The following is a 26725-nucleotide window of genomic DNA, read 5'->3' as shown; positions in this document are numbered from 1 at the left end:
TTCCTTTTATGATGCTACTCTTCGCCAACTAAACGATCTAATTCTTTTTCTGTCATGCCTGGTTCTGGCGCTTTTTCATCCCGCTGTTCTTCTTTCGCCACGCTCTTTTCAAATGCTGCCGCAACGATCCCGCCGATCACCGCACCCACGATAACTAGTGCGATCGTTGGTAACGCATCAGTGAGAACAGCACCGCCTTGCATGAATGTGTCACGAGCAATTCCGCAGACACCGATCGCAAGCCCCATGTCTACGAATGCCGCGTCATCTTCGTTACCGGTCAAATTGAGATAATGATTCATAAACCACATAGGTCCAATAATAATTCCAGCTGCCAAGTAACCGCCGAAGATGCCAAAACTGCCCAATTCATTCCAGACAGACATTACAATGGTGCCAGCAATCATGTACCCTACCATACTTCTCAGAAATTTCATTTTTTTCGCTCCTCTTTTTTTTTATTCAACAAAGCTTTACAGCTGTGCCAACTCTTGAATGATTGTTTCCTTCTCCTGACAAACGGTTGCTTGAACGGCCGCCGCAAAAGCTCCCTCAACCAATGGACAGTCCATGATCTCCGTTTTCGCCTGCAGCGCTTCATCCTCGATCAAATCAATCGCTGTTTCCGAGCTGAGTATAGCGCTTCCAATATCACAGAAAATTAGAATGTGGTCACAGTCCGCATTGTCTTCGATTGCTTCCATAATCATGACCGAATTCGTCCCTAACCTGCCATCACCAGTTCCACCAGCGGAGATGATCCGCACCGCATCGCTGGTTCCTGTCATTTCCTCGATCATTTCCTTCGTCCCATCAGTGATTTTTTGACTGTGGGAAACGAGAATAATCCCAAACATGTTTACTCCCCCTTCACTTTCTTAACTGTTTCAACGATTGTCGCGTAATTTTTAGGATTGTGCCCAAAGCGTCCCACAAACACACCATCAACATTTTCATCGGAAACGATCAGCTTGACGTTTTCTTGTGAAACAGAGCCGCCGTAAATGATGCGAATGTTTTCTGCCGTTTGAATATCGTACAACTCTTTGATACATTCGCGGATCAATCCATGAACCTGCTGTACATGCACCGCGCTGGCTGCACAGGTTTTTCCTACGGCCCAAGCTGGTTCATAGGCCAAGATGATTTTTTCCGCTTGTTTGCCTTCGATTTGGAATAAGTCTAAGAATAACTGTTTCTTCATTAGATCTTTGATTTCTTGATAGTTATCCGTCTTCGTGACTTCGCCGATACAAAGGACTGGTGTCACATCATAATCCAATGCCAAACGAACTTTTTGATTGATCATGTCATCGGTTTCATTAAAGTACGTCCTCCGTTCAATATGTCCGATCTCCGCATAGCTGCCCTTCATTTCCTTGAGCGACTCAATGGAAAATTCGCCTGTATAGGCGCCGTTTGCTGCTGGAGCGATGTTTTGCGAACCTAACCCGATTTCTGAATCCTTCAAAATCATCGCTACTGGATAAAGTACACCCATTCCTGGACACATGAATTGCTCGATTTTTTTCTCGTCCCCAACCTCTTCGACGATCGCATGAGCAAAATCCCGAGCGTTGTCGATCTGGTTTTGGTATAGCTTTAAGCTGATACCAACAATTGGTTTACGCATGATAAGTACCTCCTTTTTCATATTAATGTATTAATTTTCCTGACGTAAAATTAGGTCGATTTTCAAGCCGTATATCATTCCACTAGGTCTTTTCTCTTTTATAAGAGTTATGTTTTGTAGATTGATCCCTTACGATGATCTAACTGCGAAAAGTGGAACTGACATCCTTTCAAAAACTTTTCTACATTTTATTTTTTAAATGCTTCCCAATCCTTCAAGAAAGCTTGAATGCCGGCATCAGTTAATGGATGCGACCATAGTTTAGGGAACAGTGTGCCTGGGATCGTCGCGATATCTGATCCTAATTCTGCGACATCTTCTACGTGTTTTAAGCTACGGATACTAGCGGCAATGATCTCTGTTTGATAGCCATATTGTGTTAAGACTTTTTTCAGATTACTGATAAGCGCCAAGCTGTCAGTCGCGATATCATCTAGACGTCCAACGAATGGACTAACGAAGGTTGCGCCGGCTTTGGCGGCCATCAATCCTTGTGCGACTGTGAAAACTAAGGTCACATTTGTCTTGATGCCTTCTTTAGATAGGATGTTGACTGCCCGCAACCCGTCTTCTGTCATGGGAATTTTTACCACTACATTGTCTGCCCAAGTCGCGATGTCACGTGCTTCCTTCACCATGTTTTCTGTATCAAGCGCAATAACTTCGGCACTGACTGGTCCTTCGATCAAGCCGCAAATTTCAGTGATGACTTCTTTAAAATCGCGACCTTCTTTTGAAATGATCGTCGGGTTTGTTGTGACACCGTCTACCAATCCTAATTCATTGATTCGTTTAATTTCCTCAACATTTGCTGTGTCTAAAAAGAATTTCATTACTCTTCCTCCTATTTCGAATACTCTGCTTCTTTTTCCATGATTTGATCAATTTTTCTGCCAGAATTGCCGCCTTCAAAAGTAACTGATAGATATTCGTCGACAATTTTCTTTGCGACATCAACACCGATGATTTTTGAACCCATCGTGATGATCTGTGCATTGTTGCTTAACTGTGCTCGCTCCGCAGAATATGTATCGTGTACCTGTGCCGCTCTGACGCCGGGAATTTTGTTTGCTGCCATCGCCATACCGATCCCTGTGCCGCAGCAAAGGATTCCGCGATCGATTTCCTTGTCCACCACACCATTTGCTACATTAAAGGCAATATCTGGGTAATCGACTTCTTCTGGAGAAAAACATCCATAGTCCTTCACTTCAATCCCTTTTGCTTCTATATATGCCAACAGCTCTTGCTTCATTTCAAATGCGTTATGATCTGATCCGATTCCAACTTTCATTTTTCTCTCTCCTTTTTCTTTTCGTACTTTCATAATAACTGTGAGCTTTCGCTTTGTCAATCTTTATTTTCGTTTATTTTCGTTTAGCTATTCAATTCCGAAAGTAAAATTGGTAATTTGACGCAAAACGAAAACAAAAGTAGTGTTTTCTATTGTTTTATTTACTTTTTTGTTCTATACTATAGACAATCATTATTAATGGAGGACAGATTTATGTATACAAATCAAAGAAGAGAAAAGATTCTTGCACTGCTGCAGGAACGGGATTCCGTTTCAGTCAATGACTTGACTGAGCTATTAGCTGTATCAAAGGCAACCATTCGCTCAGACTTGAACTATCTCAGCGATAACAATATGTTGATTCGAACACACGGCGGTGCGACTCGTTCGAAAGAAGACGAAACCTTAAAAATCGACAAAAACTACGACATTCGAAAACAAAAGAACATCGAGAAGAAAGCAGAGATTGCTAAAAAAGCCTTCCCCTTGATCGAAAACGGTGAATGTATCGTGTTAGATGCTAGTTCGACCTGCTACGAGTTGGCGAAGCTGATTAGTCAATCAGATTTGCGGATCACTGTTTTGACGAATGGACTTCGTACCGCTTCCCTTTTAAAAGAGAACTTGAATCTTACTGTTGTGTTGATCGGGGGCGTCGTAAAGGGAAGCTCTAACGCGGTCGAAGGGATTCTAGGTATAGAAATCCTAAAGAAAGTCAACATTGACACGTTATTTACTTCTGCTTATGCCATCTCGGCTACAGAAGGCTTGTCAGATTTCAACTTATATGAAGTGGAATTGAAAAAGCGAATGGTAGAATTAGCTTCACAAACAATCGCCTTGATTGACAGCTCGAAATTCGAGAAAAAATCGATCGCTACCTTCGCAACGTTGCCTCAGTTAACTGGTTTGATCACGGATGACGAGATCCTTACTGAAGTAAAGGACCATTACAGTAATGTTGTGAAATTTTTAGACTAAAAAACGATCGTTACACTTTCACTAAAAAGCGTAACGATCGTTTTTTTGTTTTACAGTGACTAAACACCTGCACATTCGACTACTTAATCGTAATATCGAGCTTCAAAGAAAGATGAATCTCCTTTAATCTTTCTTATTCTCTATTTAAGCTTTCTGTAAGCTAGCTTTCGTACACTCTTCTTGTGGATGAACTTGGTGTTTAAACTCAGAAATGGGACTTAAAACGACGGTTTGTTTCATTTGATACGAGGTGCAGGTTCGATTCCTGTCATCCACGTTTTTTATTTCTTATTTCCAAAGATTTTTATTTTCTTTTTTAAAAGGCAATTCTGAAGTACTTTTCCCATTTTATTTATGAAAGTGTAATTCCTCTACCTAATACGAACTTTTAAAATATAAATCAATGGATATGACAAAGTGAAGTAGCTCGAAAAGTAATACTTTTCAAAGCTACTTCACATTTTTGTTTTTTCCAATTTTTAAAGAGCAATTCAATCAACTGAAGCCTACTTAAATTCTATTTTTTTACTAATCGAATCTGAACTGCTTGAACTTGTAATTTCTGTCCAGTGGTGCCTGCTTGCTCCCCATTTCGTACCCAATCCATCCATCCTTTGTTTGTAGAGTGCACACGATATTCAATATTGTAATTCTTAGCTAAATCACCTTTGGTTCTTATACGAAATGCTTCAATCCATTTGTTTTCTCCAACAGTTCCTCCAGAGTTTTTTACCCATCCATCATTCTTAATATGAGAATCAATTTCTAGGTCTTTGTTTGATCCATTATAGAAAACCTCGAGTTTTTCCATCTGAATATTAAGCCCTGTTGTACCTGAAACTTCTCCTTCTTTTACATACCCTAACCAACCTTCAGTTCCCAAGTGTGATCTGTATGATAAACCAGTACTTGGAACCGTCTTCGATCCTTGAACAATTGGTTTTCTTTTTAAAGTTATTTTCATCGCTTGCATATCCAAAGCTTTTCCCGTAGTCCCTGCAGTTTGACCATTTTTAACAACTGGCATCCATCCATTTGTTTTCACATGAGCTTGATACTCAATGTCATAATAGTTTGCAGCCTGTCCGGTCAACTTTACTTCAAAAGCTTCTAAGGGTAATACTTGTCCAGTTGTCCCAGCGACAGCTCCATTATTGACCCAAGGCCCCCAACCTTTAGTTCTCATGTGAACACGATATTGGACAGAACCATCAATATGATTATTACCAAAAGTAATTTTAAGGGCTTCCATTGGTAAATTATAGCCAACAGATCCTGATAAGGCTCCATCAGCAACATTGTTCATCCAACCAACATTTCTTACATGCGATTCATAATTTATCCCTTTTTTTGAAAATGCCATTGCAATATTTTTTGGTGGTAATGAAACTGAACTTTTTAAACGGTATACGTACCACCCCATACTATAGGGACAGCCTGCTGCTTCGTTGTCCACATACACACCGTTGGCTGTTGCTGACTTATAAGTACAATGAATAACTTGAGTGTTGCTGATAAAGATTACTACATGTCCATTTGAACCACCACTAGCTCCCTTTGGACCAAAGATAACCACATCACCACGCTTTGCTGTCCACTCTTTGTTTGTTGCAATACAGTCAAAACTGTTTTGAAGCAACCAATTATGCATTGAATCAGTATTTAAAACCCATCCAGCATCGCTTGCCCCAGCCTTACGTATAGAGTCATAAACCGTTCCACTGCAATCGCCTGTGCCATCCGCTCCAGTTCTCGATCCATACATTGAGTATTTGATTCCTCGATTTTTTAATGCATACATATTGTTAATCGCCGTTTCCATGTTAATTGCCATTTCTCATTCCTCCTATCAATATATTTATACCATCAGTTTTTTCTAACCCTGCTTTAGTTGGATTTTTTTGATTCCAACTAAAGCAGGGAATAAAATTACCTGCGAAGAAATAACATTATTACTTTTCGGTTGCAACACGTTTAATATAAGCTACTTGAGTTACATTTGTGTGCTCATGTGTGTCGTAGCCAGCTTTGGTCATCATTGTTTTAATTGCACTTAGGTCCGTTGGGTTTTTAACGTATGTGTATTGATTTCCTACTAATAAATAAACTCTTCCATTTTCTTTAAACAACAACATAATATCTCCACCTTTCTTTATATTTGGGGTTTCACTACCTGAAGACGATACTTTTAAACGATAAACGTACCATCCCATACTATAGGGACACCCTGCTGCTTCATTGTCTACATAAACACCATTTGCTGTTGCTGATTTATACGTACAATGAATTACTTGCGTGTTGCTAATGAAGATTACTACGTGACCTGCGGACCCTCCACTGGCTCCTTTTGGACCAAAGATCACGACATCTCCACGTTTAGCCGTCCACTCTTTATTAGTCGCAATACACTCAAAGGTGTTTTGAAGCAACCAATTATGTAATGAATCGGTATTTAAAACCCATCCAGCATCGCTTGCTCCAGCCTTACGTATAGAGTCATAAACTGTGCCACTGCAATCGCCTGTGCCATCCGCTCCAGTTCTCGATCCATACATTGAGTATTTGATTCCTCGATTTTTTAATGCATACATGTTGTTAATTGCTGTTTCCATGTTAATCGCCATTATTTTTCACCTCCTGAATTGTCGTTTCTCCACCCCCGCCATTTGCATTTTTTTAGCGGTAATACTCTGAATGAATCATCTTATTAATATCTCCCAATATCACGTCTCCTTTTGAAATGATGTTTCGTGCGTCCACGTTACAAACATATGTTCTTCATTTCTAAAATAAGTATAACGCTCAAATTCATCTTAAAAGTGTCAAAAGAATGCCAAACAGATATCTACTATTTACAACAACCGTCGGATAAAACAGAAATTTAACTGGAAAAGCCATGCTCAATTTCGAAAAGCTACACAGAACGTGGCATAATTTCCCATCCTAACAAACAAAAAAAAGGAGTAGATTTCTCTACTCCGAAAAAATTTTAATTTTTTGAGATCACTTCATTATCTGGAAAAACGTAACGATCTTTTTATAGCAAATATCACTTTTTGTGATTTTATCTAGATGTCGACTGGTTGAACAAACACTTTGAACTGTCAAAGAAGTGCCATAATGATGACATTACTCTGCTTAACGTCTTCCAAAAAATTGTCAGCCTTTTGCGTATCCTACTATCTTTTCAATAAACAGGTTAATAATGATTTTTTTCACATTATCGATACTAGTTAACGCAAAATCGATGTACGTTCACAATGAGTTGTTTATAGAATTCCATAATAAAATAAACCCCGGCGTTTGTTGTAATAGCAACAGTCGCCAGGATTTCATTTATTTATTTCGTTCCTTGATTTCCCCAGCCTTCCTTCTTGCAACAAAAGCCATTTTCAGCTTCTCTGGAAATAGCTGCATCAAGCGGTTTTTCATGCCGGGAACGATCACAGATTGATTTTCCATGAGTTTGTTGATGGCGATTTGCGCGACTTCATCGGCTGTCATCGCATCTTTGGGCATCGTCGTTTGTTCCTTTGAAAAAAAATTTGTTTGCGTGGCTCCGGGACATAACGTGCAAATTTGTATGCCTCTTTTTTTCGCCTCGTAACGAATAGCACGACTATAGCTCAAAACAAAGGCTTTACTGGCAAAATAAGTAGCCGTGTAAGGTCCGGGCTGAAACGCACCCACTGAAGCAACATTGAGGATTTTTCCGGCACCTTTTTGATACATCGAAGGCAAAATCAATTTGCAGAGACCGACTAAATTGACCATATTCAGAAGCATCAGCGCCTCGTCTTCTTGATGATTGATCTTTTCTGTTTCCCCAACTAATCCAAAACCAGCATTGTTGATGAGGATATCAATGTCTCTATCAAGCTTTTCAAACAGCTGCCGTGCTGCTCCTAATTGTGCTAAGTCTTGTTGAATAATCGTGATCTCACTTTTGCTTCTATTCCGCAGTTCTGTTTGAGCATGCTCCAGGTTTTCCTGATTTGATGATATCAAAACTAGATTTTCGCCCTTTTTTGCAAATTCTTTGGCTAAACTAAAGCCGATCCCACTCGTCCCGCCAGTAATCAAAACAGTCGCCATGATAAAACACTTCCTTTCTTCGCAAAAATTATGCAAGGAAAAAAAGCATTTGTCGTTCACCTAGGTTAAGTTCATTTTGCTGCGGATGCGACTGAGGGAGCCAAAATGGATACCGATATAAGAAGCAATACATCGTAGCGGCACACGGTCCATTAATTCAGGAAAAGATTGGCAAAAATCCCGATAGCGCTCTTCTGCACTTAAAAGGACCAGATTGCGATTTTTCCTTTCTTGCTTTTCTACTTCCTCTTGAAACAGTTCTCGAATCGCATCGTTAACTTGCTGGCTTTCTGTCATGAGTTGCCGGAGAAACGTGTAGTAAAAGACAAAACACTGACAGTCCTCAAGACATTCAATGGTAAAGGAAGAGGGCTGCTTCGTCCGAAAGCCTTCTGTCGAACAGAATTCATTTTCGGCTGAAAAGCATTTGGTGATATCATTGCCATCTGCGTCAATGTAATATCCGCGAACCACGCCTTGCAGGATAAAGTAGAGACACGTCCCTTGCTCTCCTTCATGTAACAGCGTTTCACCTTTTGAAAAAGACACTGGCAAGACAAGGTTGTCAATCTGTTTTTTTAGCTCAGCGGAAAGATTCAATTGAAAAAAATCTGTTAATAACTTACTGCTTTGCATCTGACTCACCTCTTTTTGCTTAAGTATCTCATACGAGAAAGGAATCTCCAGTAAAAATTTGAATGTCACCATCGTATTGTTGAGATGGTTATTTAAGAATAATCGTTTTCCTCCCAACATCAACCGATGAACCCAGGATATTGACAAAATTACATCTTCTTTGGCTTGGACGATTGATTTCACTGCCTTGTTCATTTAGTATCGTATTGTTCCTCGGTGTCTCTGGACAAACTAGGTACATAGTGCGCCTAATGAGCAGCCTTCTGAGCTATTCATGGTAGGGTCAAACACGCGACTATGCACATTTGCTTCGGATGACCAGCGTTTTAGCGCTGAAAACAAGCAGATCAACCGCTAGTTCTTTAGCTAAAACTCTCTTTGCCAAAAACTTTAGTCATTTAATCGCCGCTAAACTGCTGATTGAAACAATGGTACAAAGAATACTGAAGAAAAGCCGATAAAGAAGACCGAACAGCCGATTGTATTCTTCCGCAAGCCCTGTATAATTTCTATTGAGGTGAGTCAATGAACGTTCCGGAAAAATATACATTTAAGAAAAAATTTGTTATTGGGTATTATCTACTGCTTATTTTGGGTGTTCTATTGACGATTGGGCGCTGGTTAAGTGTACCTTTTCCTGATTTTGTCGTGATTAATCAGGAAATCCACTCGCATATCTCCAACTTTTCATTAAGTATGCTGTTCTATTTAACCATTGGCTACACCTGGCTGCTTTCTGGGGTAAAGTTTGGCTACGTAACTCTATTAGGTGGGATTCTTTTAGTTGGAAATCTTGTATGTGAAACGCTGATGGGCTTTATGAATACGACAGATATCATCGATGCGGTCTATGGAGCAGTGGGTACGCTCATCAGCTTCGCCTATTTATTGGCTGCATATAAATATGGGCTGATTCCTGTTAAGTCGAAAGAAACCGACGAGGTATGATGATGTTTTGTTTACCAATCTGGATCTTAAAAGTTGCCTATGCAGCACATATTATGGAAGATTATCTTCTGAATTGACGCGATTGAGTGGAGAAAGTGTTTAAACTGCAACATTCATGGACTGATTTTCCTGTGGTAAATGCTGTATTTATTGTCCTTGGACTTCCAATTGAACCACAAATAGTCAAAGAAAAATTACCGTAAAGCATACCACTAATTTTCCACCGTCGTTTACAAATGAAACCATTTACATCACCTATTACCGATAGTAGACTTAAAGTAACACAATAAGGATGTGATGGAATGGATATCAAAGCAATCATACTGGATATCGATGGTACCCTACTAACAACTGGAAAAGTAGTTTCGGAAAAAACAAAGCAGGCATTGATTGCTACTCAGGAAAAAGGCATTAAAGTTATCTTGGCTTCAGGTCGCCCGACAACAGGGATGTTTGAACTAGCCGAACAATTAGAAATGACGAAATATGAAGGATTCCTCGTTTCATACAACGGTGCGCGCGTGACGGATTGTTTGACGAAGGAAGTTTTATTCAATCAAGCTATGAGTGTTGAAACGGGTCGAGCAATCTTGGAGCATCTGAAAAAATTTAATGTTGTTCCGATGATTGACAAGGAAGACTATCTTTATGTAAATGACGTTTACAACAAAGACCTGCAAAAAGTCGCCGCTGACTTTAAACTGGAAGAATTCGGTAGCATTATTGAATACGAGGCGCGGGGTGGAAATTTCAAGCTATGTGAACAAGAGGATCTAGCAGCCTTCGCCGATTTTCCCATCAATAAAATCTTAGTTGCCGGAGAACCAGACTACATGGCTGAGCATGCAAAAGCGATGCACACGCCTTTTGATGATGTTGTAACCGCGACTTTCTCAGCTCCCTTTTATTTTGAATTCACGGATAAAGGAATCGATAAGGCAAAGGCCTTGAATACTGTTTTCCCTGACATGGGGATTCACTCTTACAACATGATCGCCTTTGGTGACGGGCATAATGACCGTTCGATTATCGAATATGCAGGGATCGGTGTCGCGATGGGCAACGCTGTAGATGATTTGAAAGCTATTGCGGATGATGTGACGCTTTCCTGTGATGAAGATGGGATCGCGGCAGGGTTGGAAAAATACTTATAGCGCACACGAAACCAGCTAAGTTTTGGACTTAGCTGGTTTTTTACTAATTTACCGGGCTTTCGATAATTGCGACTTTTTGGGTCATACAATCAATTTCAATCTCGCATCCAATTGGTAGACTAACAGTCGGAGAGGTATGTCCAAAATTCAGATTGTAAACGATCGGTAAATCTGATAAGTCACATTCCGTCCGAATAACGTTCAACAAAGCAGCCTTGTACTCTTGATAGTATTTTTCATCCATTGGCTTGGCTACCAACAGACCAGAGATTTGATGGAAGATTCCTTGTGCAGCCAAACCCCTTAAAAGGATCGTAAACATATCGGGATTAATTTGCATTTCAGAAGTTTCCAAAAACAGAACCTTGTCCCTCCACTCATCCTTTTTCGGCCATATCTCAGTCCCCATCATCATGGGAAAGGTTTCAAGACAACCACCCAAAAGCTTCCCGCTGACCGTTTGTTTTCCTTGAATAAACTCGTGACCACGACTCTCCTTCTGCATCTTTCTTTTTACCGTTTGATTTTTTTCATCAAACCAATCTAGAAATTCACTGGTCCACTTCGGACTACTTTCCAGTGTCATTGGCAAATTTTTTCCGGAAACTAGCTCAAGAAAATGTTCCAAAGTATATTGATGCATGCGAACATTCTCGGCAATTTCAAGGATTACACAAGGACCATAGATCGATGTGACACCCGCGTGATGAAACATAAAATGATTGATCGTGGTGTCTGAATAACCAACAAATAGCTTAGGATGCTTTCTGATTATCTCAAAATCCATGTATGGAAGTAATCTAATCGTATCATCGCCACCGATCATGGAGATAATTGCTTTGATCTGTGGATCGACTAAGGCATTCATCAAGTCCTCTGCTCGTTTCTCAGGATGCTGTTTCAGAAACGTATCCGACTTTAATGCATTCGGTGTTAAAACAACCTTGTAGCCTAGCTCCTCTAAACGACTTTTGGCGGTCTTCCATCTATATTTGATCTTGGGTTCTCCTGCAAGACCCGAAGACAATGAAATGAATGCGATCGTATCACCCGCTGATAATCTGTCTGGCTTGATCATACTACTACCTCCTTGTGAAATGATCTAATAAGAAGAGGATAGCAGAAACTATTCGCGTTTTCCAATAACCCTTTAGATAAAGTAAAAACAGTCAAAACTTTACTATTGTAAGGTTTTGACTGTTTTTACTTTACAAATCGCTAGTGATCGCTATAAATCATCTACGTACACACAGAATTTTCTAAACGTTTTCCTCTGAATTCTCCGCATTGACCACAAAATCTATTCCTTCAACCTTGAAATATTCAGTGATCCGCTTCTTTAATTCCTGCATCGCCTGATTAGCTCGCTCTGCCTGTTCTGCATTGATTGATTCCATAAAAAAGATCACGTCTTTAGTTTCTTCCGTCAGCATCGTTCGTTGGGCTTCCCGCCAGTTCAAACAACGGCAAATCGCGCCTTTTTCATCGTAATAAATGATTTCTCCAGGTAAAGCTGGCGCATCGGCTTCTGCGCCTAATGGTAAGAAGGCTTCGCCACCCACTGCCTGACCTAAATGAATGTCGCCAGCGATCTTTTGCAGGTCTTCTCCGCCGCAGGGTACTGCGAATTCCAGCGAAATGCTGTTATAGATGTCGACTAGCGGATTAATTGGCTGAAACTCACGATCCTGACTGACTCTTTTCAGCAGTGCTTCGATCGATGAACGGGCACCCTTTTTAGTTTTGAATTGGCTGAATGCCCCACGCCATTCAGCAATGACGGGATTTTGGCTGAAGGTTTCTTCCTGAAGAAACTTCTTCGCCGCTTCCTTTCCGTTGGTTAGCAGCTCGGTTAAATATGGATCATTTTCCTTTGCTTGATTGTCTGCGATTCCTTTTACGATCAGCACATTGAGCTGTGCTTTGGGAAAGACCTCCCAAAAGGATGGATCTGCGATAAATGTTGTCATATAATTACTCCTTCGTTTTTTCTAAATAGGGCCATTTATTGCCTTTTTTGACTGAGAGCCATTCATCATCAATGTTTGCGACCACTTTTTTCAAGGTCTGGGAGAAGGCCGCAATCTCCTGCTCTGATAACTGTTGCAGCGCAATTTGATTGGAATAGTCATTTTCCAGCTTGATGATTGGCGCAAGCTCTGCTCCTTTTTCCGTAATGAATAAGCGGCGAATCTTTTTATTTTCCACATCGGTTTTCTTTTTAATAAAGCCTTTTTCCTCCAGCTTTTTGATTGCGCGAGCGGCGGTTGTCCGATCGACCTTGATCATTTCGGCCAACTTGTCGGGGATGATGCCAGGATTCTCGGAAATACGGATCAAATACAAATACTGACCTTTAGACAATTGAAAATCCTTAAATTCAATATTGGCAATTGAGTCCAGTGCTCTGGCGATCGCGCCGATGTCTCTAAGAACGTCTATCATTTTTTTAGCTCCTATCTGTTACTCCGTTATCATAAAATATTTTTGTTGCAAATGCAACAAAAACCTGTCAAATAAAAAAGTGTAGAAAAAAGATGGTGATTTTCTACACTTCACTATTTTTTTCAGATCTTTTCTGGATGATTTTTTGCCCTAGATTTGCCCAGTCTAGAGGGCGTGGCGGAGACAGCCAGACGACACAGTCCACTTGATAAGTTTTTCCCAAGTCTCGAGAGTCGGTCAACAAAATATCCGCTGCTTCGATATCTGTAGTAATTTTGGCGCCCACCAAATTAAAAAAGTTCAAATTCTCCGTAATGAACTGATTGTACAAGCTGCCAAATGAAAAATCGACATACACCTTGATCGTCTCAACGAGCGCCTCTTTGGAAAAGGTATCTAAGATCAAAAAGAGGTATTGGAAAAGGACCTGTTTCTTTTTCTTAAACAAGACGGGCTCGCTTTGCTGTAGACGATTGATATACAAACGACAAAATTCCAGAACCGTTGGATAATTCTGCTGGAAATAAACGATATTGATTTCCGGCTGAATCGTTTCACTGGCCTGGCTGGTTTCCATCAATTGAAAATGCAGGAACTGACTGCGTTTTAAAAAAGCACCATGTTTTTCTGGACTATCGATTATTTTAGGGAAAGCTTGAATTAGACTCGTCAGCAGCTTTTGACTCCAAGCCATGAGCTGTTTATTTTCAGTTAAGTGCAGCTTTTCACCTAATTCTTCCGAACGAGAATAATAGTAAGCCAAGAAGGCGATGACCTCCGCCTTTCGTGCTTCCGCTGGAACACGCATAAAAAAAGCGTCCTCCATTTCCTGTTGTAGATCTTCATTGAATAAAACATCCTCTGTTGCCGACTCAACATATTTCTGCTGCTGAATACGCAGATTGGTCACATAGAGAAAATGCTGCAAACCAATTTTTTGATGGATGGTCATCTTCTCACTTTCCATCTTAGACAGCTTGAATGCCACAGGTCCTTCCAGCGATTGTTCAAGAAATTCATAATGGCCTTTGTAGATACGGGCAAACAGCTCTGTCAAAAACAAGCGGACATTTTTTTCGCTTTCACCAACAAGCCGAAATTTTTTATCAATTTTAAGCTCATAATTAGCAAGGTACTTATTCAGCAGCTTGAAATTGTTATAGGCGATGGGATAACTAAGCAAGGTCTTTTCAGAAAGTTCATTTAATGATTTGAACTTGCCCAAAACAGCTCCTAACAAAATCGTGAATTCGACAGATTCTTCTACATATTTTTCTAAAAGCGTCTCCGAACTGGCGGTTCCGGTAATTTCCAGCTGAACAAAGGGGTCCTCCAGAAAGACTTGGATTTCCTGAGACAAATCATATTTTTCAAGATCTTGGATCAGCTGTTCAATCGTACTTTTAAGCACATAATTCGAAATTTCCAAGAAATCCATGATTTCTTTTTTTGACAAGGCAAAGTAAGAACTCCGCTCTAGCCGCTTCAAGAGCTGGTATTTCCGCCATTCTTCTTTTGCTAGTAAATTCTCAAGCAAACTGATCACTCATCCTTGCTGCTAAATTTCCGTTAGCTTCACCGCCGTACAAAACGACACCCGATAACAGATACGCGCTTTGCGCAATATCCGCAAAATCATTAGGAGCACCACCCGACCCTCCACCACTATCAGGAGGCAGCGCAGTTGTATTGATCGAAGAAAAGAAGTCCTCATCCAGCATCAGAACATGGTTTTTCTGGCGGATCGCTAATTTTGCCAGCTGAGGATCAAGCACCGGGAGGTTCCCGCCTTTTTCCTTTTGTTTCAAAGAGTCTTCAAGTCCTAGCTTATCTGACAGACGCCCCCCTTGGTCTTGCTCAACCTGCGCCTCGCTATCTGAAGTCTTTTCAAGGATCACTTTGGCTTCTGAGTCCTCTGATTGACTTGACACTGTTGATTCTTCAGTAGTTTCGTCTAGCAAGGAATTGCTCGGTTCAGGATCATTGTTTGGAACAGGAGTGATCGTATTATGTGGATCCAATGGATCATAAATGACCGTATTGGCAAAGACGTGCTCGGAATATAAGAAAATCGACGCCCCAAAGGCCAACATCAATGATCGTGCCACCATTTTTTTCATCTCATCACTCCTTCCATATTGTGGTGCTATTTTCTGCTGATCCGAATGATTATTCCGGTACCAATCACAAGACTGGCTAGAAAAAGAATCAGGATCATCCTACAATACTTACGATTTTTTTGACTATTTTTTTCTTTAATCTGACTTTTTTGCTGCATTATTGTTTGCTTCGTTGTCTTTACGGGCTGATTAACCAGTTTGCCCTTAACCACAAAGCGTTGTTCTGTATGAGTTGGCTTATCACAGGTAATCAGGGTGAGCTCTGCCTGCTTGCTATTAGCTAAAACTTGAAGCTCCGTTTGCTGAATGGTCATCGTTTGACTCACTTTATATTGATAAAACTGATTTTGATACTCCAGATAAATAGAATCACCAATGGTTATATTCAACAGCTTGCCAAACAATAAATTTTCCCGACCCAAATGATGTCCCAGTACAACGATGTTCTGATTCTCGGCTGTTCTTTCTGGAAACAAGGTTCCTGCACCAACTAAAAGCTGATCATTTGTTATCCCCGAAAAAAGCGGCAGACTAATCTCGACTTTTGGGATTACGATTTGTCCAGTTGATCGAAAGGTCCGATTCCTGTCAAAGGCTAAAACCTCAGACAAATCAGGCGGCTGCACAGCTTCCAGAGGAACCTCCGAAGAAGTACGGATCAGTTCACTTGGTTTGATCGAAACAGTTTGGGTTTGATAAATAATTGCTGCCTGCTTTAAAAATGGTAGAAATAAGAGAGAGATCGCCACACAATAAATTAAAATAAGGCTAAGCCGGATCTTTTTTGTCATTTTTTTTCTTACGCCATACTAAGAAAAGGATAATTAACAATAATAATAAGATGCCAATCAAGATATACACCCACGTGTAATCCTTCTTGATCGTGACATCAGAATCGTTTAATTTCTTAGCGACGTCTGCTTTGATTTCAAAATCCTTCTCTAATGACCAATGATAGCGATAATTTCCCTCTTTTTGGCTGCCTTTTGCTTGGAAAGGATAGCTGCCATTTTGATCCTCTTGACCGTAGGCTTCGATTTTCATCGTATAGGTCCCGGCCTTTAAGCGATCGCCTTTTAACGGTACGGATAAATTGAAATTAGAATTTGGCGCCATCTGCATTTTTGACTGTTCGTCTGTATAAAGAGCCTCCGAGCTGCCTTTTTTTGTGATCGTTGTTTTGGTTGCCAACTGATTCAGATAGGTTGCGTTAGGATTTTGCAAGTTCCCTTGAATGACGTTACGAGCGTTTCGTTGATTGGGCTTGACACTTTGTAGCTTCAAATCGGGATTTCCGTTTTCGGTTGTTTGGCGCATCAATAAGGCAACAACATAGGAATACTCATTTTTGATCGCCAACCCTTTGTCATTTTTATCTGAAGAAACATTGGCTTGTTCTGCATTTTTTTCCTTAAATGTAATACCGCCTGCAATCACGCCTGCAAATTCTTCGTTTGGCATATGTATTTTTACTTTGTATTCAGCCGCTGATTGTGGTTTTAGGGTGATCTCAGCCGGTGCTTCCACATAATCCTTTAGATCGTATTTCAGCGTTTGATCGGCTTTGATGTCATTTTTGCTGTACTCAACGACGCCATTGTCATTCGTTGTTGCCCGATTAATCTGAGCCTCTACTACTACTTCTTCAGCCGTATCGTTCCGTAAATCAACCGTCAGTGTCTCTTCCTGATTCGGTTCCAGCAATAAATCAAAATAAGTCTTTTGCTGATCAATTTGGTTTTCTGATGGTTTAGGGGTTACTGCAAAATTAAACTCTGAAGCAAAGCTCGGCATTGCCATTGTTAAACTACTAAAAACAGTCATCGCCAGTAGCGCAATTTTTCTAAATTTCATGATCTCTTATCCTCTCAGTGAAAGAAAGGGATGCTGGAGTACATCCCTTCTTCATTCTTAATCGTCGTTAGTTTCCAGGTGTATCGCTAAGCACCCAAGTAAAGGTTGTTGAATATTTTTTCGCATATTTTGTGGTTGAACCAGGTACACTCAGCTCAATACTTGTTGCAGCTGTTGTAGCATCTGTGCCCCAGTCAAGCAAGTAGGTTCCAGCCCCTTGACCGTCTGCAGCTGCCATGACATCTTTCAAGGCGCCTGATGGATCGGCTACGATAGTTGCTTCCCCAGTTGGTTTTCCTGAAGCAGAAGCCGTTACAACATTTCCGTTTTTGAAAGTGATTTCTGCACCTGTTAATTCCTCTGCATCGACCGTCTGGAATTGAGTATTTTGTTTCATTTGCAGGGTCCAGCCCTTTTCAGTTCCGCGATTGTCGGTTACTTGGACAAAGTTAGGACCGGTTTTTTCAACGCCGTCCTTATCTAAGTATTTTTGTGGTTTTGCTTGATATATTTCATCTTTGGACGTAATCTTCTGTGTACCGAAATCCAAGCTTGATGCATAGTCGATCGATAGCGGACCGGCTGTACCTGGTTTTGGTCCTGTAGGATCAGTCGGATCTACCGGTGTCACCGGGTTTGTAGGATCCACTGGATCCACTGGGTCGGTTATGTCCGTGTTAGGGGCGAAAGTGATTACACCATTTGAATCGTAGTTGCCGCCGTCTGCCGCAAAAGTTGTTACCGGCGCTAAAGTAATTCCTGCTAAAATAGCTGTTGCTAAAAATAATGAACCAAATTTTTTCATTGTAATGCTCTCCTTTTTTTATAGTGATAATTGCATTTTTAAAATTAGATGCTTACCAACTACTGCCTTTTACTTTCGCTCATCAGATAAAGTTGGATGGTCGTTTCTTTTAATTACCTGGTACGTCAGATAAGCTCCAAGTCAATGTGGTGCTGTATTTCACTGCATCCTTTGGCGTGCTGCCAGGCACTTCCAATGTCACAGCTTTTGTCACCTCAGCGTCGACTTCATTTCCATCTTTGTCTGTTTCTTTAACTGTTTCAACGGTTCCCCAACGATTCGAATAGGTTCCCGCACCTTGGTTGACCTTTGCAGACATAACCAAGCTTTCTGCTCCGGCAGGATCTAATTCGATTGTTGCAGCTGCCGTTGGAAACACAGCGGTTGAGTTGCTGTTCACTGTTGGGCTGGCTAGCTTCACTGCTGACCCTGTCAAAGTATCGTTTAGTGTCCCCGCTGCTTGGAATTGCCCATTTTGTTTTACCTTCAATGTCCAGCCGGCATTGTTCCCGCGATTGTCAGATACTTGAACGTAGTTTGGTGTGGCTGTGCGTCCATCCTTGAATTGCTGCGCTCTCGCATAATAGACCTCATCTTTATTGGTAATTTTATTTACCCCAAAATCTAGTGAAGAAGCATAATCAATTGACAACGGGCCATCTGTCCCAGGCTTTGGACCAGTTGGATCGGTTGGATCAACCGGCTCAACCGGATTGGTTGGGTCTGGATCAGTTGGATCGACCGGTTTTGTTGGATCTGGATTAGGAATAAATTCCACTGCTCCGTTGGAATCATAATCAACAGATGCTGCTTGTGAAGCGATTCCGCCAATTGTTGATAAAGATAATGCCGCCAATGTCGCGACTGTTATAAGTTTTAGTTGTTTCATCGTTTTTTCTCCTCAAAAAGTTTTTTCTTTCCTTATGGAACGTTTTTTAAGCTCCAAGTCAGGGAAGTTTGGTATTTTTTTGCATACTTTACTGAACTACCGGGAACGGTCAGTTGAACAGAGCTGCCACCGCTAGCCTCATCCGAGCCAAAACGATATAGCCACGTACCGATTCCCTGTTCGCTGCTGGCATTCACCACATTAATTTCTGTATCCAACGGCATGACCAATGTTTCATTTCCACTTGGTGCATAGGTACTAGAAAGATTGGAAATCATGCCGCCATTTTTGAAGCGAAGCTCGGCGCCTGCAAGCTTTTGAGCTTCACTTGTTTGGAATTGTCCATTTTGCTTCACGCTTAATTGCCACCCAGCACCTGTTCCCCGAACATCAGTTACTTGAACGTAGTTGGGACCTTTTTTCTTGGTGCCGTCAAAATCGGTATATTCTTGGGGAAGTGCGTAATAGGTTTCGTTTTTAGTGGAAATTGCTTGGCTCCCAAATTGCAGGCTGGAGGCAAAATCCAAAGACAGGCTCCCGCCGGTACCTGCCGGCGGTCCAGCTGGATCGGTTGGATCTACAGGACTCACCGGCTTCGTTGGATCTGGCAACAGGGGATCAAGCGGTTTAACCGCTTGTCCTCCACCGCTTTGATAATTCATATGGGTGTCTGTTTCATCAGCATGTACCCTTGTAATACTGGTAAAAGCCGGGAAGAGCAGGAGGAGAAGACTAAATAATTGAATCTTTTTCAGCATTCTCAACCCCTTTCAGCTTAAAAAAGACAACTGTCAATAAGGCGATTCCAAGTATTGAAGGCAGCATATTAGAGGTATCTCCCGTCGCCGGAATAATTGTTCCTTCTCCTTTATAAGCCGGTAACGCTCGCGTTAACTCGGCTGTCGTCTCTGGGACTGCTCTCTGTGGCTCTTCAATCGTAGCAATACTACCTGTTTCATCTTTTTTTGTTAACGTATCTTTAGCAGGCTCATCTTTTGGGTACTCATATTTCCCATAAAATGCTGTAACCCCGTTACTATCATAGTTCGCATCTGTCGCAAGGACAGGCATAGCAGTAAAGAGCGCCAGCATTGTCAATAAACCACTTATTACTAATCGTCTCATCTACTCACCTAATTTCCTGGGACATCTTCTAGTTTCCATGATAATTTTCCTGAGTAGTCTCCCACTCGTTGTTTTTCAACAGGGACTGTCAGTTTGAAGCCGTTATTGCCCTGCCAATCCGCAGAGATATTTTTTGAGCCGTCAGAAGTAAATTCTCCCGACTCAATGATTTGGTCCGCCGCTGTTATTTGCTTTTCGCCTAATTGAGAGGTGTAATAAAGCGTATCCTCAAGCGAAATGGTCGCATTTTTCAAGCCTTCAGATTGACTCAAAGTCAAGCGCCACGGTTTTTTCTCTCCGCCGCGAGTATCCGAAACGATCAAATCACCACTGGCTGTCGGGCGATAGATTTCTGTCTTATTCGTTACTTGATTGCTTCCAAATTCCAGTCCATCTGGTACGGAAGCTAAGGATAAAAAGCCGACAACGGTCGTTTTTGTCGCTGCTTTAAAGGTTGCATCACGATAAGTTAAATCATTTTTGGGATTGATATTTCCGACAGTATTATTTGTACTTGGGCGATCCGCTTCACTAAGTTCAGTGATGCCTCCGCTCTGATCTTGTAAAAAGAATTGAAGCACATCTCCTTTTACTAGATTCAAACTAGAAATATCGATTTCCCATTTTCCATCTGCGCCGACCAGCTGTCCTGAAATTCCTGATGGCTGATCATTCACAGTTAGTGTTATAATGCTATTAGGTTCCCCAGTTCCCGTTAACTTTTTTGTGATACTTTGGATGGCGTCCAAGTTATCTACTTTAGCGGGTTCTGGTGGTGTTACATCAATTACGGTTGTTTCAATCGGATCTGGCGTGATCCAAGGGCCTCGTTCGGCGATTCCTGAAATTTTTTCTCCAGCTTTTTGGAACTGGATGGGGTCGTTTGTGTCTGTATAAGAAACGTAACCATTCACATCGGTCAACAGGTTACCTCTAACATTTCCATGTGTATCGGTCAAACGAACATTGGCTTGATTCTCCGAGGCATAGACCGGGATATATTTGATCTCGCCGTCCACTAACCCATTATTATCAGGAACTTCTCCGATAATTACGCGCCCCTTGATTGTCTTATCCGCATCAGTAACTGGCGTCCATTCGATCTTTGGATTCTGGTTCATCCCCGAGATTCGGCGATAATTTGCCTGCTTGAATTTGCTCAATTCAGTATCCGCAGTCGTCACGACTTCTTTCGTTCCGCTTCCGTCTACCTTAAAGCTTGGGATCTTCGCATAGGTTTCACTGGATGGTCCTAAGACAGGAACTCCTACCTTCCATAAATCAATATCTGAATCAAGAATCGAAAAACTGTTATAAGCGTCATTACTATATGCAACATTTACCGCTGATTGACTATCGTTTAGGTTCCGCAGGTCATATTGTGCCGGACTGTTTAAAACAAACGTATTTCCCGTGCGTCGATAGCTCGCAGTTCCTGTGCCATTAGCGGACACGTTGATCAAAGGCTGATTACTTGTTCCAATTACATAAAAGTAACTACCAGGTTCAGCATTCAGATACGTATTATCGGCACTAAAAGCCACTACTGAACCGGCCGCCTGCTTACTGGTTAAGTTTACGACTGCTCCTTTTTTAATTGTCATTCCAGCGCCGTCATCATCAAAACGAACAGCATTCCCTGGCATGTCCACGTTGTACACACTGTTTTCTCCCACTGTTAAGGAAAGATAGTGATGATATACAGCAGGATAAGTTCGACCGATTGTTTGGGTTTGACCGACATCGACCCGACAATTTTTCCCAATCGTAAATTCTCTGGATTCACCAGTGGAGCCTGCATCGGCTGTCACATTGTACCAAAACACAGAAAAGTTATAGGTGTTTACATTACCGCGATAATCGGTGCCGTCTTCTATGATCAAGCTTCCCAAATAGAAGTTTTCAGCTCGTGTATCAATATTCATCTTGCCGTACACGCGTACCTCCGCATGAGAGGCTCTGGCTAAACGCTGAACACCAGGCTCTGTCGTAATATTGCCGAAACGAAAGCGCCATTTAGCACTCTGTGTATAATTTAACCTTGTACCAACTATATCCTCTGAAGAAGCCCCAACATAATTTTGATTTAACGTAATATCGTGCATGTGGAAAAGCCCGATTGAATTGCTTGGTGTTCCTAATTGAATGGATGAATTCCGAAAATCTACGCGGTTTCCTTGACCATCAATCTCCAAATCATTTTTTCGGGAATAACCAGACAGACTGGCATCAGAAGCACTAGGGTTAGTAAAGCTGGCCGTTAATATAATTTTCGTGATGGTTTCGTCACGAATGGCAGTGACAAATTCATCCCACGTACTAGCCTCCGCTTCATTTGCCGCTAACAGACGAAGCTCTAATTTTTCAGCCTCTTTGGGCTCAGCCTTTGTTTCTGAGTTCTCCGTGTTTGCTTCCTGCGAGGAGTCCGTTGAGCTTTTTGTTCCCTCTGTTTGTTCTTTTTCAGCGGTCGCTTCAGGAAGGCTGCTTTCTTTAAGCGCATCATTCGTTAGACTACTTTGTTCCGTCTCAGCTGAAGCTTCTTTTTTATCTTGGTCTATTTCCTCATAGCCGCTTGTGGATGTTTCTTCTGTGAAATCCGTAGCAAAGACAGTCGCGTTGGGAAATAAAAGGATCAGTAATAGGCAGAGATTTATTCTGCGTCGCTTCATTTTTTCTCACCTCCTTCACAATAAAAATGCTAACATAGTCAAAACCCATTTTTTATAATTATTTTAATAAAAAATGATAATTAACTTATAACCACCAATATATTAATGCATTTCTTAAAAAGCGACAAAAAATAAGCTCGAACTTCATTAATTTAACAACAAACATCACATCACAAAGAAAACACAAGGGAATTTGTTCTTTCGACAACGGCATCAAAACAAATAAGTAATATTTTTAAAAAAATGTATAATTTAATTACTAAAAAAAAGTGTATATATAACAAAAAAATACCACCTGGCAATCAGGCGGTATTTTTAATTTTCTTAAGCATTCACTTTTGACTGAACGTTTTTTTATCCTTCGTTCCCTTGGTGAATCAACTTCTGTAACTTTTCGGGAACAATCTCGTAACCGGTATTATTCCTTTCAATATACCCATTTTCCCGTAAATACTTAAAGGTATGCGTCAGATGGCGGTAACTAACACCCAAATAATCAGCGATTTGCGTATTATTTTCGCTGTATTGATTGTTGACTGAGACTTCTAATAGCAATGCGGCTAAACGGTATTTCAGTTCAAAGGTTTGCGCATTGGAAAAATGCTCCATCCGCAGCAAAAGCTTCTTTCCGATGTACTGAGCGATGAAGGTTGAAAACTTCGCATCCTTCATTAGCAATTCCTCCACAACCTTCAACGGGATCGCTAAGCAGCAAACCGAACCGATGGCGATCACATCTTTTGGAGCTTCCTCAGCTTTTACTAGGGTCAACTCGCCGATGAAGTCTCCGGCTTCCAGAAATTGGAGGATCAAATTTTTTCCGTTAGGCTCCTGTTGGATGATGCGGGCTTTTCCTGATAAGAGGATGAACAGATAATCCAGCTTCGCTGCTTGGCTGACAATTTTTTCATTGCGTTCATAATCGATGAAAGAGCTTTGCTGCAACATTTCTTCTATTAAGAATGGGGCTTCGACTTGATTTAGCAAATTTCTTTTTGAATCGTTATAGGGAATTTTTTTCATGATTAGGCTATATCTCCTAGTTGGCTATTTTTTCTTCTGGCATACTCATCCTATCAATTAGTTATCGGAGGAACAATTATCATGAATCGCAAAACAATCACTCGTTCATTTTTATTCTATCTTCTCAGCGCGTTTGGCATCAGTTTGACATTGAAGGCCAATATCGGCGTCAGCAGCTTCAACTCCTTGAATGCTACCTTAGCTGAATTTAGTCAGATCAAGATCGGGACGATCACGGCAGGTTTGAATTTTCTCTTTTTGATCAGCTGCTGGCTGCTGGACCCACATCGCAAACTGAGAAACTACTTGACGATGGGTATAGCCCTGCTGTTCTTTGGCTCAACGATCAATCTCTTCACCTATTTTGTTTTTCCGTTGTTCACGTTGCATTCCTACTTTTTTAAATGCCTGCTCTTTATTCTAGGAACGATCATCGCTGGTGTTGGGACAGGAAAAGTCTTGAAATACCAGCTGCTGAAATTTCCGATCGAAACCTTTTGCCTTTTTCTGGCAGAGCGTACCAATCACAGCTTCAAGTTTTACCGCTACAGTATTGACCTGATTTGCATCCTGCTGGCACTGATTTTGACCTTTTCCTTCCAGTTAACCTTGATGGTGCGGGAAGGAACACTGATCAGCTTTCTGCTGCTCTCACCGGTGATTGCTTGGACGAAGGAGTGAAAAATGGTCCTGCCATGATGAAAGGACAGGACCACTTTTTTATTTTTATTTATCTAAGGTGATATTTTTCGCCATCTTGTCTACTTCTGCCTGCGGGTCAAAATCAGCACCAACTGGGCGAACTCTGTAGCTGAATCTAACCGAATCACTTAGTTCAAAGATGACGTAGAAAACGCCGTCAGCGGGTTCGTCATCCTCATAGTGATAGCTCATGGAGGTGTACTTTAAGCCTTCCGCCTCGCCGGTTTTCTTCACGATATCTGTTGCGCCTTCTTCCTCTAATTCCGCCAGATTCTCATCGAACTTGTTCAGCGGAGGAACCGGCTGCATATAGGTATAGAGATCGTCTTCTTCACTTTCTTCGATGTATTTCTTTTCGAGGGCTTCGTCGTAAAGATGATAAAGGATTTCGCGATCTTGATCATCCTTCACTGAATAAGAAGCAGGGATCGCGTCCTTCTTGATCGTCATATCCTTTACTTTTGCGTCTGGAGAATTAGCCCACTCCATGACTCGTCCATGCGAATTGCCAACGTAGCCATATTGCTGACACTCCAAGGAGCTATCCACTTCGATGTGCATATACTGCTTAAAATCATCCTTGACTGCATCTACGTCAGGAAAGCCGCCCTTTACTTCGCCCGTACTGAAGACCAGTGTGGTTTTATCACCAGAAGTTTTAAGTTTCCAATCACTGCCAGATTTACTGGCTTTTTTCGTGCTATCAGTGCTCTTACTGCTGCTCTCTTGGGCTTTGCTGGAACTGCTGTCATCCTCACTGTTACTGTTCCCACAGGATGACAGGATCAGAGCACTGGCCACTAAAAGAACAATTGTTATTTTTTTCATAATACCCTCCCACTTTTCATTAATTATTTGCAGTATATCACGTAATTGCGTCTGAAGATAACAGAGATTTTAATTCTAGTGTTAAAAAAGGGGACTTTATGTATATTATTCATTATATTAAGCTTGATCAATTCAATCATATTGAAGGTGAACAATAGATTGCTAAAGTATCTGAACTTCTTCTCTGATATAAAAGTCTTCCTAATCATAAGAAAACTCTAGTCCAACTGCCCGAGAGCATTCAGCTAGAGTGATTTTCATATTAAGAGTAAACCTTCTTTGTAAAATATTTCAATAAAAATGGCGATGACAGCGTAGTAATAAGGATCACCAAGATCATCGAAGAATAATACTTTCCTGTTACGAGTTGTGCCTGAAAGCCCAGCTGGATGATGATCAGCGCCATCTCGCCGCGAGAAACCATTCCTGACCCCACCATTAAGCTGCTATCGTTAGTAAATCCAGAGAATCTTCCTCCCATAAAGCCGCCGATCAATTTTGAGACTACTGCAATTATGGTAAAAATCAAGACAAACACCAATTGCTTGGCAAAGCCATCGAAGGTGACCTCCAACCCGATACTGATGAAAAAGACGGGAATGAAGACGGCATAACCGATCGCTTCAATATTGTAGCGCACATCCTTCCAGACATTCGTTTGCCCGATCGCTATCCCTGTTGAAAAGGCGCCGATTACTGAACTCAGTCCGATAAAATCCGCCAAGTAGGACATGCTCAGGCACAATGTCAATGATACGATGATCACGGAGGATTGAGCGAATATTTTTTTACTCAGATTCATTAAATACGGTGCGCCCCAGCGAATCAAGAAGAAGACCGCGAAGAAGAACAGCACCTGCGCGATTAGCATGAAGCCCAGCGGTTTGTCACTGCTACCCTCCACGCCTAATAACGGCATGCATAAACTGACAATGATTACGACCAAAATGTCATCTACCACCGCCGCACCAAGAATGGTGGAGCCTTCTTTGGTATTCGCCGCTTTTAACTCCTTTAAGACCTCCACCGAAATACTCACCGATGTCGCCGCCAAAATCAAACCAAAAAAGAAGGATTGATTCAAGGGAACGCCAAAGAGACTTCCTCCTCCTGTTCCTAATAAAAGCGGAAATAGAATTCCCAGCAAAGCAACAAACACGCCCGGTCGAAAATACTTTCGCAGCAGCGGCAGATTGCTTTCGATACCGGCTAAGAACATCAGTAAAATGACGCCGATCTCAGAAAAATCCTTCACTAGAATATCCGGATGGACGATCTTCAGTCCACCATTTCCCAGCACGATTCCCACGAGCAGCTGCCCGACTACCGCTGGTATGCCAATTCGTCGAGAGAAATGGCTCGCTACGGTAACGCTCACTAAAATCAGACACAACACACCAATAAATTCCATCTCTTCGCCTCCACAATCGCAAACTAAAAAAGCTAGCGTTAATGCAATTGTATTCGTTTCCAACAAGTAAGTCTATGACAAAAATGACAAGAATGAAAAAGAATCCGAGCACT

Annotated in this window: 28 protein-coding genes and 1 tRNA gene; 5 read left to right on the top strand and 24 right to left on the bottom strand. The window is 41.4% G+C overall.

Translation table 11 applies throughout. The features are described from left to right. Nucleotides 1-14: 14 nt before the first annotated feature. The 5 genes from E6139_RS05710 to rpiB form a co-directional block, all read right to left on the bottom strand. Complete coding sequence (locus E6139_RS05710) at nucleotides 15-437, bottom strand: Lin0368 family putative glycerol transporter subunit (protein ID WP_316402083.1); 423 nt, start codon at nucleotides 435-437, stop codon at nucleotides 15-17. Nucleotides 438-473: 36 nt separating this feature from the next. After that, on the bottom strand, nucleotides 474-857 hold the full coding sequence (dhaM, locus tag E6139_RS05705) for a dihydroxyacetone kinase phosphoryl donor subunit DhaM (RefSeq protein WP_316402082.1): 384 nt from the start codon (nucleotides 855-857) through the stop codon (nucleotides 474-476). A gap of 2 nt (nucleotides 858-859) precedes the next feature. Continuing rightward, a complete protein-coding gene (locus E6139_RS05700; RefSeq protein ID WP_316402081.1) occupies nucleotides 860-1633 on the bottom strand; it encodes a triose-phosphate isomerase family protein in 774 nt (257 codons plus the stop codon). A 188-nt stretch (nucleotides 1634-1821) separates the two neighbouring features. Continuing rightward, nucleotides 1822-2466, bottom strand: coding sequence for a fructose-6-phosphate aldolase (gene fsa, locus E6139_RS05695; RefSeq protein WP_316402080.1), 645 nt, complete (start codon nucleotides 2464-2466; stop codon nucleotides 1822-1824). Between the two features lie 11 nt (nucleotides 2467-2477). Beyond that, a complete protein-coding gene (rpiB, locus tag E6139_RS05690; protein WP_316402079.1) occupies nucleotides 2478-2927 on the bottom strand; it encodes a ribose 5-phosphate isomerase B in 450 nt (149 codons plus the stop codon). A 213-nt stretch (nucleotides 2928-3140) separates the two neighbouring features. On the opposite strand from rpiB, the gene E6139_RS05685 reads away from it, so the two are divergent. Together E6139_RS05685 and E6139_RS05680 are read left to right on the top strand one after the other, a co-directional pair. Beyond that, nucleotides 3141-3908: a DeoR/GlpR family DNA-binding transcription regulator gene (locus E6139_RS05685; RefSeq protein WP_316402078.1), complete on the top strand. Its 768-nt coding sequence runs from the start codon at nucleotides 3141-3143 to the stop codon at nucleotides 3906-3908. 182 nt (nucleotides 3909-4090) lie between these two features. After that, nucleotides 4091-4185: transfer RNA gene (locus E6139_RS05680), tRNA-OTHER, on the top strand. 240 nt (nucleotides 4186-4425) lie between these two features. Here the strand turns inward: E6139_RS05680 and E6139_RS05675 are convergent. The 4 genes from E6139_RS05675 to E6139_RS05660 all read right to left on the bottom strand — a co-directional run bounded on the left by E6139_RS05675 (nucleotide 4426) and on the right by E6139_RS05660 (nucleotide 8639). Then, nucleotides 4426-5742: a peptidoglycan amidohydrolase family protein gene (locus tag E6139_RS05675; RefSeq protein ID WP_316402077.1), complete on the bottom strand. Its 1317-nt coding sequence runs from the start codon at nucleotides 5740-5742 to the stop codon at nucleotides 4426-4428. A 118-nt stretch (nucleotides 5743-5860) separates the two neighbouring features. Next, the gene (locus tag E6139_RS05670; protein ID WP_316402076.1) at nucleotides 5861-6532 is read right to left on the bottom strand and encodes a peptidoglycan amidohydrolase family protein; all 672 of its coding nucleotides are present in this window, start codon (nucleotides 6530-6532) and stop codon (nucleotides 5861-5863) included. A gap of 712 nt (nucleotides 6533-7244) precedes the next feature. After that, entirely contained in the window at nucleotides 7245-8003 is a 759-nt protein-coding gene (locus tag E6139_RS05665) for an SDR family oxidoreductase (RefSeq protein ID WP_316402075.1), read from the bottom strand. A gap of 60 nt (nucleotides 8004-8063) precedes the next feature. After that, nucleotides 8064-8639: a Crp/Fnr family transcriptional regulator gene (locus E6139_RS05660; RefSeq protein ID WP_316402074.1), complete on the bottom strand. Its 576-nt coding sequence runs from the start codon at nucleotides 8637-8639 to the stop codon at nucleotides 8064-8066. Nucleotides 8640-9164: 525 nt separating this feature from the next. On the opposite strand from E6139_RS05660, the gene E6139_RS05655 reads away from it, so the two are divergent. Continuing rightward, nucleotides 9165-9587 carry a hypothetical protein gene (locus E6139_RS05655; protein ID WP_316402073.1) on the top strand — a complete coding sequence of 141 codons (423 nt, stop codon included), beginning with the start codon at nucleotides 9165-9167 and terminating at the stop codon, nucleotides 9585-9587. 302 nt (nucleotides 9588-9889) lie between these two features. Beyond that, complete coding sequence (locus tag E6139_RS05650; RefSeq protein WP_316402072.1) at nucleotides 9890-10741, top strand: Cof-type HAD-IIB family hydrolase; 852 nt, start codon at nucleotides 9890-9892, stop codon at nucleotides 10739-10741. Between the two features lie 43 nt (nucleotides 10742-10784). Here E6139_RS05650 and E6139_RS05645 read toward each other — a convergent pair whose 3' ends face one another. The 13 genes from E6139_RS05645 to E6139_RS05585 all read right to left on the bottom strand — a co-directional run bounded on the left by E6139_RS05645 (nucleotide 10785) and on the right by E6139_RS05585 (nucleotide 23671). Then, nucleotides 10785-11819: an LD-carboxypeptidase gene (locus tag E6139_RS05645; protein WP_316402071.1), complete on the bottom strand. Its 1035-nt coding sequence runs from the start codon at nucleotides 11817-11819 to the stop codon at nucleotides 10785-10787. Between the two features lie 181 nt (nucleotides 11820-12000). Further along, nucleotides 12001-12711, bottom strand: coding sequence for a B3/4 domain-containing protein (locus tag E6139_RS05640; protein ID WP_316402070.1), 711 nt, complete (start codon nucleotides 12709-12711; stop codon nucleotides 12001-12003). A 4-nt stretch (nucleotides 12712-12715) separates the two neighbouring features. Further along, nucleotides 12716-13186, bottom strand: a complete 471-nt coding sequence (locus E6139_RS05635; RefSeq protein WP_316402069.1) for a MarR family transcriptional regulator — start codon at nucleotides 13184-13186, stop codon at nucleotides 12716-12718. Nucleotides 13187-13289: 103 nt separating this feature from the next. Then, nucleotides 13290-14732 carry a helix-turn-helix domain-containing protein gene (locus E6139_RS05630; RefSeq protein ID WP_316402068.1) on the bottom strand — a complete coding sequence of 481 codons (1443 nt, stop codon included), beginning with the start codon at nucleotides 14730-14732 and terminating at the stop codon, nucleotides 13290-13292. Next, nucleotides 14716-15306: a hypothetical protein gene (locus tag E6139_RS05625; RefSeq protein WP_316402067.1), complete on the bottom strand. Its 591-nt coding sequence runs from the start codon at nucleotides 15304-15306 to the stop codon at nucleotides 14716-14718. The genes E6139_RS05630 and E6139_RS05625 overlap by 17 nt, the downstream gene beginning before the upstream one ends. Nucleotides 15307-15332: 26 nt before the next feature. Next, a complete protein-coding gene (locus E6139_RS05620) occupies nucleotides 15333-16097 on the bottom strand; it encodes a class A sortase (protein WP_316402066.1) in 765 nt (254 codons plus the stop codon). Beyond that, complete coding sequence (locus E6139_RS05615; RefSeq protein WP_316402065.1) at nucleotides 16075-17160, bottom strand: DUF916 and DUF3324 domain-containing protein; 1086 nt, start codon at nucleotides 17158-17160, stop codon at nucleotides 16075-16077. Before E6139_RS05615 ends, E6139_RS05620 begins: the two co-directional genes overlap by 23 nt. A gap of 67 nt (nucleotides 17161-17227) precedes the next feature. Then, nucleotides 17228-17965, bottom strand: a complete 738-nt coding sequence (locus E6139_RS05610; protein WP_316402064.1) for a WxL domain-containing protein — start codon at nucleotides 17963-17965, stop codon at nucleotides 17228-17230. Nucleotides 17966-18074: 109 nt separating this feature from the next. Beyond that, nucleotides 18075-18854: a WxL domain-containing protein gene (locus E6139_RS05605; protein ID WP_316402063.1), complete on the bottom strand. Its 780-nt coding sequence runs from the start codon at nucleotides 18852-18854 to the stop codon at nucleotides 18075-18077. Between the two features lie 32 nt (nucleotides 18855-18886). Next, nucleotides 18887-19612, bottom strand: a complete 726-nt coding sequence (locus tag E6139_RS05600; RefSeq protein WP_316402062.1) for a WxL domain-containing protein — start codon at nucleotides 19610-19612, stop codon at nucleotides 18887-18889. Then, the gene (locus E6139_RS05595; RefSeq protein ID WP_316402061.1) at nucleotides 19587-19979 is read right to left on the bottom strand and encodes an LPXTG cell wall anchor domain-containing protein; all 393 of its coding nucleotides are present in this window, start codon (nucleotides 19977-19979) and stop codon (nucleotides 19587-19589) included. Before E6139_RS05595 ends, E6139_RS05600 begins: the two co-directional genes overlap by 26 nt. An 8-nt stretch (nucleotides 19980-19987) precedes the next feature. Next, nucleotides 19988-22648 carry a pectate lyase-like adhesive domain-containing protein gene (locus E6139_RS05590; RefSeq protein WP_316402059.1) on the bottom strand — a complete coding sequence of 887 codons (2661 nt, stop codon included), beginning with the start codon at nucleotides 22646-22648 and terminating at the stop codon, nucleotides 19988-19990. Between the two features lie 354 nt (nucleotides 22649-23002). Beyond that, nucleotides 23003-23671 (bottom strand): cyclic nucleotide-binding domain-containing protein, encoded by a 669-nt coding sequence (locus E6139_RS05585; protein ID WP_316402058.1) that lies wholly within the window; start codon nucleotides 23669-23671, stop codon nucleotides 23003-23005. 81 nt (nucleotides 23672-23752) lie between these two features. Between E6139_RS05585 and E6139_RS05580 the strand changes: the two genes are divergently transcribed. Beyond that, the gene (locus E6139_RS05580) at nucleotides 23753-24352 is read left to right on the top strand and encodes a hypothetical protein (RefSeq protein ID WP_316402057.1); all 600 of its coding nucleotides are present in this window, start codon (nucleotides 23753-23755) and stop codon (nucleotides 24350-24352) included. Between the two features lie 45 nt (nucleotides 24353-24397). On the opposite strand, the gene E6139_RS05575 is transcribed toward E6139_RS05580, so the two are convergent. Next, nucleotides 24398-25201 (bottom strand): hypothetical protein, encoded by an 804-nt coding sequence (locus E6139_RS05575; RefSeq protein WP_316402056.1) that lies wholly within the window; start codon nucleotides 25199-25201, stop codon nucleotides 24398-24400. A gap of 262 nt (nucleotides 25202-25463) precedes the next feature. After that, a complete protein-coding gene (locus E6139_RS05570; RefSeq protein WP_316402055.1) occupies nucleotides 25464-26612 on the bottom strand; it encodes a cation:proton antiporter in 1149 nt (382 codons plus the stop codon). Nucleotides 26613-26725: the final 113 nt, after the last annotated feature.

The organism is Enterococcus sp. (assembly GCF_032555305.1).
GTDB lineage: Bacteria > Bacillota > Bacilli > Lactobacillales > Enterococcaceae > Enterococcus_A.
Note: the sequence above shows the minus strand (reverse complement) of the source record. Positions and strands in the feature narration are given on the sequence as shown.

Coding starts and splice junctions, on each gene's coding strand:
- E6139_RS05710 (WP_316402083.1), bottom strand. CDS start 437: ATGAAATTTCTGAGAAGTATGGTAGGGTACATGATTGCTGGCACCATT.
- dhaM (WP_316402082.1), bottom strand. CDS start 857: ATGTTTGGGATTATTCTCGTTTCCCACAGTCAAAAAATCACTGATGGG.
- E6139_RS05700 (WP_316402081.1), bottom strand. CDS start 1,633: ATGCGTAAACCAATTGTTGGTATCAGCTTAAAGCTATACCAAAACCAG.
- fsa (WP_316402080.1), bottom strand. CDS start 2,466: ATGAAATTCTTTTTAGACACAGCAAATGTTGAGGAAATTAAACGAATC.
- rpiB (WP_316402079.1), bottom strand. CDS start 2,927: ATGAAAGTTGGAATCGGATCAGATCATAACGCATTTGAAATGAAGCAA.
- E6139_RS05685 (WP_316402078.1), top strand. CDS start 3,141: ATGTATACAAATCAAAGAAGAGAAAAGATTCTTGCACTGCTGCAGGAA.
- E6139_RS05675 (WP_316402077.1), bottom strand. CDS start 5,742: ATGGCAATTAACATGGAAACGGCGATTAACAATATGTATGCATTAAAA.
- E6139_RS05670 (WP_316402076.1), bottom strand. CDS start 6,532: ATGGCGATTAACATGGAAACAGCAATTAACAACATGTATGCATTAAAA.
- E6139_RS05665 (WP_316402075.1), bottom strand. CDS start 8,003: ATGGCGACTGTTTTGATTACTGGCGGGACGAGTGGGATCGGCTTTAGT.
- E6139_RS05660 (WP_316402074.1), bottom strand. CDS start 8,639: ATGCAAAGCAGTAAGTTATTAACAGATTTTTTTCAATTGAATCTTTCC.
- E6139_RS05655 (WP_316402073.1), top strand. CDS start 9,165: ATGAACGTTCCGGAAAAATATACATTTAAGAAAAAATTTGTTATTGGG.
- E6139_RS05650 (WP_316402072.1), top strand. CDS start 9,890: ATGGATATCAAAGCAATCATACTGGATATCGATGGTACCCTACTAACA.
- E6139_RS05645 (WP_316402071.1), bottom strand. CDS start 11,819: ATGATCAAGCCAGACAGATTATCAGCGGGTGATACGATCGCATTCATT.
- E6139_RS05640 (WP_316402070.1), bottom strand. CDS start 12,711: ATGACAACATTTATCGCAGATCCATCCTTTTGGGAGGTCTTTCCCAAA.
- E6139_RS05635 (WP_316402069.1), bottom strand. CDS start 13,186: ATGATAGACGTTCTTAGAGACATCGGCGCGATCGCCAGAGCACTGGAC.
- E6139_RS05625 (WP_316402067.1), bottom strand. CDS start 15,306: ATGAAAAAAATGGTGGCACGATCATTGATGTTGGCCTTTGGGGCGTCG.
- E6139_RS05620 (WP_316402066.1), bottom strand. CDS start 16,097: ATGACAAAAAAGATCCGGCTTAGCCTTATTTTAATTTATTGTGTGGCG.
- E6139_RS05615 (WP_316402065.1), bottom strand. CDS start 17,160: ATGAAATTTAGAAAAATTGCGCTACTGGCGATGACTGTTTTTAGTAGT.
- E6139_RS05610 (WP_316402064.1), bottom strand. CDS start 17,965: ATGAAAAAATTTGGTTCATTATTTTTAGCAACAGCTATTTTAGCAGGA.
- E6139_RS05605 (WP_316402063.1), bottom strand. CDS start 18,854: ATGAAACAACTAAAACTTATAACAGTCGCGACATTGGCGGCATTATCT.
- E6139_RS05600 (WP_316402062.1), bottom strand. CDS start 19,612: ATGCTGAAAAAGATTCAATTATTTAGTCTTCTCCTCCTGCTCTTCCCG.
- E6139_RS05595 (WP_316402061.1), bottom strand. CDS start 19,979: ATGAGACGATTAGTAATAAGTGGTTTATTGACAATGCTGGCGCTCTTT.
- E6139_RS05590 (WP_316402059.1), bottom strand. CDS start 22,648: ATGAAGCGACGCAGAATAAATCTCTGCCTATTACTGATCCTTTTATTT.
- E6139_RS05585 (WP_316402058.1), bottom strand. CDS start 23,671: ATGAAAAAAATTCCCTATAACGATTCAAAAAGAAATTTGCTAAATCAA.
- E6139_RS05580 (WP_316402057.1), top strand. CDS start 23,753: ATGAATCGCAAAACAATCACTCGTTCATTTTTATTCTATCTTCTCAGC.
- E6139_RS05575 (WP_316402056.1), bottom strand. CDS start 25,201: ATGAAAAAAATAACAATTGTTCTTTTAGTGGCCAGTGCTCTGATCCTG.
- E6139_RS05570 (WP_316402055.1), bottom strand. CDS start 26,612: ATGGAATTTATTGGTGTGTTGTGTCTGATTTTAGTGAGCGTTACCGTA.